This is a genomic window from Promineifilum sp. (SeqCode) (assembly GCF_041918635.1).
Classification (GTDB): domain Bacteria; phylum Chloroflexota; class Anaerolineae; order Promineifilales; family Promineifilaceae; genus Promineifilum.
The window spans coordinates 1-7,571 of record NZ_JAYRVJ010000458.1 but is presented as its reverse complement, the minus strand read 5'-3'; the positions used below and the strand labels follow the sequence as shown (position 1 = coordinate 7,571).

Sequence of the window (7,571 nt, the reverse complement as noted above, 5' to 3'; positions counted from 1 at the left end):
GCGGCGCTGCCCGAGGGGCCGCGCTACTACCCGCCGGAGCAGATCACCGACATCTACGTGCGCAACATCGCCGCCGAGATGATCCGCGAGCAACTGATGCTGCAACTGCGCGACGAGATACCCTATGGCACGGCCGTGCAGGTGCGCGACTTCAAGGAGCGCCCCAACGGCGTCACCTACGTCAGCGCCGACATCTTCGTCGAGCGCGACAGCCACAAGAGCATCGTCATCGGCGCGGGCGGGATGCAGTTGCGGCAGCTGGGCGCGGCCGCCCGCGAGCAGATCGAGCAACTTATCGGCGGCAAGGTGTTTCTAGAGTTATGGGTGAAGGTCGAGCCTAACTGGCGGCGCGACCCGCAACTGCTGCGCCAGTTCGGCTACAGCCCGCGGGAGTAGGGGCAGACCTGCGTGTCTGCCCAAGGGCGCGATAGTAGGGGCAGACCTGCGTGTCTGCCCAAGGGCGCACACACAACCCAAGGGCGCACACACAGGTGCGCCCCTACAGCGCGTAGCGTGATGGAATAATCGTCGCGCATCGCGACGATGATTGATACGTATAGGAACTGGTACCGGGTAATAGCCGCGCGGCCCGCGGCGTCTGATCGGGGGGCGATCATCCCGTGCACCCCCTGAACAACGCACCCCCGCGCAATCGGAATAATCAAAAGCAAGCCATGACCCAAGAGAACGGTGTATCCCGACGTAGATTCCTGAAGACGGCCACAGTGACGGCCGTGGCCGCCGTAGCCACCGGCGGCGGCGCGGCGCTCCTCAAGCGCATGGAGACGCCCGTCGTCATCTCCACGGATTCGGCTCTTCCCGCGGCCGGCGCGGTCCTCCCGCCCGCCTACTCCACAGTCGTGCCGGTGCTCCCCGTCGCCGGCCAGCCGGTCAGCGGCGACCCCAACGACCTGCTGGCCCAGCTCGGCGCGTCCCAGGCGGAGAACATGCAACTGCGGGCGCAGGTTGACCAGTTGCAGCGCGACCTGGCCTCATTGCAGGCGTCCGAGCAGGAGAGCCGCACCTCCCGCGATACGCTCTCGCTGGAACTCGACGGCGCGCGCAATCAGTTGGGCGTGCTGGGCGGCCTGGTGGCCCTCTATGAGCAGCTCGACGCCGCCGATCTGGGCGGCGTGGTCGAGAACGGCCTGGGCGCGGTCGGCCAGAAGATTGGCGAGTTGTTGGGCGGCGTGCCGGCGCTGGCGCTGGGTCTGGACACCGGCCAGCTGGCCCTGGGCGAGGTCGAGGCCCACATCCCCCTGCTGGACAACGGCCGGAACTGGCTGGGCGTGCAGGCCAACAAGATGCGCGCCTTTTACGCCGACGTGGAGAGCTGGCTGCAACGGGCCGTCGAGCGGGTGGGCGACTTCCTGGAAATGCTGGCCGACTGGTTCGAAGGGCTGCGCCGCTGGCTGCCCTTCGGCGCGGGCGAGAAGGCCGCCGGCGTCATGAGCGCGCTGACAGCCCTGCTGGCCGAGACGCCAACGACGCTCAACGGGCTGGAGACGAACGTCGCCGGGCCGCTCGACGTGTGGTTGCAGCGCATCGACGGCGAGCCGGCCCTGACGCGGCGGCTGGTGCGCCCGCTGCGCGACGAAGTCATCGCCCGCGCCCGCACCACGGCCGACCAGGCCAACCAGGTCGGCGCGGTCTACGAGCAGCAACTGGCCGCCCCCGTCCGCGCCGCGCAAACCAACCGGCAGACGCTGCGCCAGGCCATCGCCGACTACCGCGCGCAGAATCAGATTTAGGGACTAGGGGTTAGGGAAGAGTGCTCTTCCCTAACCCCTAGTCCCTAGCCCCTAGCCCCTAGCCCCTAGCCCCTCTCATGGTCACCGTCCTCCGCACCCGCATCACCCCCCCACGCCCCAGCGCCCGCACACTGGAGCGCCCGCGCCTGACGCACACACTGGCCGACGCGCTCAACTTCCGCCTGACGCTCATCCAGGCCGGGGCCGGCTTCGGCAAGACGACCGCCCTGGCCGCGCTGGCCGGGCTGGGAAGGCCGCTCATCTGGTATCAGGTGATGGAGGAAGACAGAGACCCGCTCGTCTTCCTGCTGCACCTCTGCCACGCCGCGCGCCAGGCCATCCCTACCCTGAGCGAATCGCCCATCTCGCTGCTGGAGTCGTGGGACGGGACGAGCAGCCCCTTGCCCTCCACGCGCATCCTGGACGAGTGGATCAATAGCCTGAGCGCCGGACTGCATGAGCCGGCGCTCTTGGTGCTGGACGACGCCCACCTGGCCGCCTCTGCCGCCGAGATCGCCCGCCTGCTCGACCGCCTGGTCGGGCTGGCCCCGCCCGATCTGCACATCCTGCTGGCCGGTCGGCAGCCGATTTCGCTGCCCAACCTGGCCCGCTGGCGGGCGCAGGGGATGGTGCGGCACGTTGACCGGGCCGCGCTGGCCTTCACGACGGCCGAGATCGCCGCCCTGTTCGCCGAGGTCTACCGCTACGAGCTGACCGGCGACGAGGCCGAACTGCTTCACGAGGCCACCGAGGGCTGGGCCATCGCCCTGCAACTGGTCTGGCAGAGCTTGCGCGGCGGGGCGTTCGGCTCGGTCGAGGACGTGCTGTCCCACCAGGCCACGTCGCTCGACAGCCTCTTTCACGTCCTGGCGACCGAGATCTTCGAGGGCCAACCGGCCGACGTGCAGGCCTTCCTGCAAGCCACCTCCGTCCTGCGCATCATCACCCCCGAAGCCTGCGACGCATTGATAGGGGCTAGGGGCCAGGGGCTAGGGGCTAGGGAAGAACGCTCCGCCCTGGAACCTGGAACCTGGAACCTGGTCTCTAGCGCCAGCATGCTGGCCTATCTGCGCCGCATCGATCTGTTTGTGGTCGATCTGGGCGACGGCAGCCTGCGCTACCACCACATCTTCCACCACTTCCTGGAACAGCTCGCCGGCCCGGAACAGCGCCGGCAGGCTCACCGGCGAGCGTCGGCCTACTTCAAGGAACGGGATGACCTGGACGAGGCCATTTACCATCTGAACCGGGCGGGCGACCACGAGGGGGCGGCGGCGCTGCTCGACAGCTATGGCGGGCAACTGCTGGCTTCGGGCCGGCTGGATACGCTGGCGGCCTATCTGGGGGGGCTGCCGCCCGAACTGCTGCCGGAGCGGCCGGCCCTGCTGTTCTACATGGGCGAACTGGCCCGCCTGCGCAGCCGGTTCCAGGAAGCGCTGGGCTGGTATCAGCAGGCCGAGGCCGCCTGGCGGGAGCGCGGTCACGTCGAGGGGATGGCCCGCGCCCTGCGCGGTCAGGCGCGCGTCTACCTGGACACGGTCGATCCCAGCCAGGCCGAGGCGCTGCTGGAGAAGTCGATTCGCCTGAGCGAGGGGCTGGAGGGGCGCGAGATGCGCGCCCGCCTCTACGAACTGCTGGCCGAGAACAAGCTCAACGCCGGCCACATCGAGGAAGCCGAGCAGTTGCGCCAGCAGGCCGACGCCCTGCGCAGCGCCAGCCCGTCCGACTCGCAACTGCTCTTCCGCGTGCTGTTGCGGACGGGCCGGCTGGACGAGGCGCGCCGCAAGCTGGAAGAGCGCGCCGCGGCCGAACAACTGGAGCCGGTGCTGACCCCGCGCGCCCACCGCGAGACCCACCTGCTGCTGTCGCTGGTCTACTCGCTCCAGGGCCGCGGCCGGGAAGCCTACGCCTTTGCCCAGGAGGGGGCGCGCCGTGGCATAGACCTGCGCTCGCCGTTCGTCACAGCCGTCGGCCACTTGCGCCAGGGGCATGCGCTGGCGCTGCTGGACGACCCCGACCGCCATGAGCGCGCCCGCCAGGCGTATGAACGGGCCATCGAGATCAGCCGGCAGCTGGCCGTGCCGCGCCTGATGGTGGAGGCCAGTTGGGGCCTCTGCCGCGTCTACGGCTACAGCGGCGCGCTGCCCCAGGCGCTACGGGTCGCCGAGGAAGGCATCGAGATCGCCCGCGCCGCCGGCGACGAGTGGATCGCCTCGCTGGTGCGGGCGTCCATGGGCGCGGGGCTGGCCCTGGCCGGGCGGGATGAGCTGGCGCTGGAATGGCTGAGCCGGGCGTTGCAGGGCTTCCAGGAGTGCGGCGACTCCTTCGGCGCGTGCGCGACCCGCCTGTGGCTGTGCCTGGTGCGCTGGCGGCAGGGCAAGCTCGACCTGTTGGCTCAGCTGTTGCCGGCCGCGCTGACCGCCTGCGCCGAGAACGGCTATGACTACCTGCTGACGCGGCCCACGCTGCTCGGCCCGCCCGACGAACGCATCCTGACGCCCTTGCTCATCCTGGCCCGCGACCGCAACTGGAACGGCGAGTACGCCGGGCGCATGCTGGCCGCCCTGGGGTTGGGGCACATCACCCACCATCCCGGCTACCAGATCAAGGTAACCACGTTGGGCGGCTTCTCCGTCCAGCGGGGCGACGCGGCCATCGCGCCCAACAGTTGGCGGCGCGCCAAGGCGCGCCAGTTGTTCCAGCTGCTGCTGACCTACCGCCATACCGCGCTAGACCGCGACCAGATTCTCGAACACCTGTGGCCCGGCCTCGACCCGGCGGCGGCGGGGCGCAACTTCAAGGTGACACTCAACACGCTCTACCACGTCCTCGAGCCGGAGCGCGGCCCCGGTTCCGAATCGGCCTTCATCCTGCGCGAGGGCACAGCCTATAGCCTGCGCCCCGCCGCCGACCTGTGGCTCGACGCGGAACGATTTGTCACTCTCATTGCGCAGGCAACCGAGGGAGCAGGTTCCAGGTTCCAGGTTCCAGGTTCCAGGGCGGAACGCTCTTCCCTGGCCCCTGGAACCTGGAACCTGGAACCTGGCCGGGTGATGGAACTGCTGGAACAAGCTCTCTTCCTCTATCAGGGCGACTACCTGCCCGAGGCCATCTACGAGACGTGGGCGGCGGCCGAGCGGGAGCGGTTGGCCGTGTTGTTTCTGGGCGCGGCTGACCGGCTGGCCGAGCTTTACCTCGGCTGCCGGCGCTTCGAGCAGACCATCGAGTTGTGCCATCGCATCCTGGCCGCCGACAACTGCTGGGAGCGCGCCTACCGCCACCTGATGGCCGCCTACCACGGCCTGGGCAACCGCGGCCAGCTCGCCCGCGTCTACCAGCGCTGCGTCCAAACCCTGCGCGCCGAACTGGACGTGTCGCCGTCGGAGGAGACGGGTGCGCTCTTTAGACAATTCGCAGGGGAGCAGGGGGGCGGGGGAGCTGGAGAGCGGGGGTGATCCGCCCCCCTGCTCCCCTGCCCCCCTGCCCCCCTGCTCATTCCTGGTAACTCCCGTGTATCCCTCCTCTGCTATCCTCCCACTAACCTGAGACCACCTACAAAGGGTACCAGCCTTGGAAGAAAACTCGCCCGAGATCACCTCCTTTGTCGTCCGGTTCATCCATTCGGGGCCGCCCGAGAACACCGCCTACCGGGGGTCGATCCTCAACGTGCAGACCAACCAGGAGTTCGCCTTCGTCCGCTGGGAGGAGGCCGTCGCCTTCATTCGCCGCTTTGTCGGTCTTTCTGAAGCGCCGGGAAGCGGGGGGGCAGGGGAGCAGGGGCGCAGGGGCGCTTGACTGTCCCACTGATCTACTGGCCCACTGCTTACTGTTTACTGCTTACTGATCACTGACCACTGACTACTAAGCTATGACCCGAATCGCCCAAATTCTCTCCACCGGCAGCTACGTGCCGGAGCGCGTCGTGACCAACGCCGAGATGGATCAACTTCTCGGCCAGCCCACCGGCGACTGGCTGGAGGCCAACGTCGGCATCCGCGAGCGCCGCTGGATGTCGCCCGAGCAGACCACGTCCGACCTGGTCGTGGAAGCCTCGCGCCAGGCATTGGCCAAGGCCGGCGTCCGCCCCGAGCAGCTCAACCTGATCATCGTCTCCACCGATACACCCGACTACCTCTCGCCGGGCACGTCGGTCGTCGTCCAGCACAAGCTGGGCGCGGTCAACGCCGGGACCTATGATGTCAACAGCGCCTGCGCCGGCTGGGTGACCGCCCTCGATCAGGGCGCGCGCTACCTCGCCACCGACGAGACGATGAACTACGTCCTCGTCGCCGGCGGCTATGGCATGAGCCGCTTCCTCGACTTGAGCGACAAGAAGACAGCCAACCTGTTCGCCGATGGGGCGGGGGCGGCCGTGCTGGGCGCGGGCGACCGGCCGGGCTTCCTCGCCAGCAACTTCCTCGCCAAGGGGGAGTACTACGACGCCCTGGGCATCTACGGCGGCGGGGCCAGCCGCCCCAGCACGCCGGAGAACGTGGCGACCTATGGCCCGCCGAAGGTCGAGTTCGTCAAGAAGTTCCCGCGCACGTTCAACACCGAGTACTGGCCCAAACTGATCGGCGGCGCGCTGGACAAGGCCGGGCTGACGCTGGACGAGGTCGATCACTTCCTGTTCACCCAACTGAACCTGCGCACCATCGAGGCGATGATGGAACTGCTGGGGCAGCCGCTCCACAAGGCCCACTGGGTGATGGACAAGTGGGGCTACACCGGCTCCCCCTGCGTTGTCATGGCCCTCGACGACGCCATCGAGCACGGCCGCGGCCCCCAACCGGGTGAGGTCGTGCTCTTCTGCGCCAGCGGCGGCGGCATCAGCATGGCCGCCTCCGTCTGGCGCTGGATCTAGGGGCTAGGGACAAGGGGCTAGGGGCCAGGGAAGAGCGCTCTTCCCTGGCCCCTAGCCCCTAACCCCTGGCCCCTGGCTGTCTCTTCCAACGCTGGAGAGATCACTATGTACATCGGCGACTACCTGGCCCGGCGCGAGTTGTATTCGCCCGACCGCACGGCCATCATCGACACCGGCAAGAGTCCCGAATGGCGGCTGACCTTCCGCCAGATGAACGAGCGCGCCAACCGGCTGGCGAACTGGCTGCGCGACACGGCCGGCGTCGGCCGCGGCGACCGCGTCGCCATCCTGGCCCACGACGGCGTGGAGCACCTCGACACCTTTTTCGCCTGCGGCAAGCTGGGGGCGATCCATACGGCGCTCAACTGGCGGCTGCATCCGCAGGAGTTGGCCGGGATTGTGGCGCAGACGACGCCCAGGGTGCTCGTCTTCTCCGATGACGTACGGGACAAAGTCGTCCAGTTGCGCGCTCTCTTGAGCGGTCAGCCTCATGACATCGGCTGGATGGTGGTATTGGGGGACGGCGACGAATTGCCTGACTACGAGCGGTTCGAGCGGGTGTTGCGCGGCGCGCCGGCCGAGCCGGTGGCGACGGACGAGCTGGAAGCGGAGGACATCGCCGCGCTCATCTTCACCGGCGGCACGACCGGCCTGCCCAAGGCGGCCCAGGTCTCGCACCGCATGATCGGCTGGAACACGCTCAACACGGTCATTCACGACGTGACCCACGACGACGTGTACCTCAACGTCTTCCCCATGTTCCACACCGGCGGCCTGTTTGTCTACACCCTGCCGCAGATCATCTTTGGCGGGACGACCATCCTGATGCGCCCGTTCGACCCGCCGCGCGTGCTGGAGCTGATTGAGCGGGAGCGGGTGACCATTTTCGGCGCGGTTCCGACGATGTACCAGCTCATCGCCCAGGCCCCCAACTGGCCCGCGGCTGATCTCTCCTC

Annotated in this window: 6 protein-coding genes; all 6 read left to right on the top strand. The window is 68.4% G+C overall.

Going from position 1 to position 7,571, the window contains the following annotated elements:
* The coding region (locus ACE3UY_RS13995) for a KH domain-containing protein (RefSeq protein WP_374688127.1) at window positions 1-396 on the top strand (396 nt) is incomplete at its 5' end.
* A 278-nt stretch (window positions 397-674) separates the two neighbouring features.
* Window positions 675-1,751, top strand: coding sequence for a twin-arginine translocation signal domain-containing protein (locus ACE3UY_RS13990; protein ID WP_374688126.1), 1,077 nt, complete (start codon window positions 675-677; stop codon window positions 1,749-1,751).
* 77 nt (window positions 1,752-1,828) lie between these two features.
* Window positions 1,829-5,206, top strand: coding sequence for a BTAD domain-containing putative transcriptional regulator (locus tag ACE3UY_RS13985; RefSeq protein WP_374688125.1), 3,378 nt, complete (start codon window positions 1,829-1,831; stop codon window positions 5,204-5,206).
* 115 nt (window positions 5,207-5,321) lie between these two features.
* Window positions 5,322-5,546 (top strand): hypothetical protein, encoded by a 225-nt coding sequence (locus ACE3UY_RS13980; protein ID WP_374688124.1) that lies wholly within the window; start codon window positions 5,322-5,324, stop codon window positions 5,544-5,546.
* A 73-nt stretch (window positions 5,547-5,619) separates the two neighbouring features.
* Window positions 5,620-6,615 (top strand): 3-oxoacyl-ACP synthase III family protein, encoded by a 996-nt coding sequence (locus ACE3UY_RS13975; protein WP_374688123.1) that lies wholly within the window; start codon window positions 5,620-5,622, stop codon window positions 6,613-6,615.
* Window positions 6,616-6,720: 105 nt separating this feature from the next.
* Window positions 6,721-7,571 (top strand): AMP-binding protein (locus tag ACE3UY_RS13970; protein ID WP_374688122.1); only part of this gene is annotated, 851 nt, incomplete at its 3' end.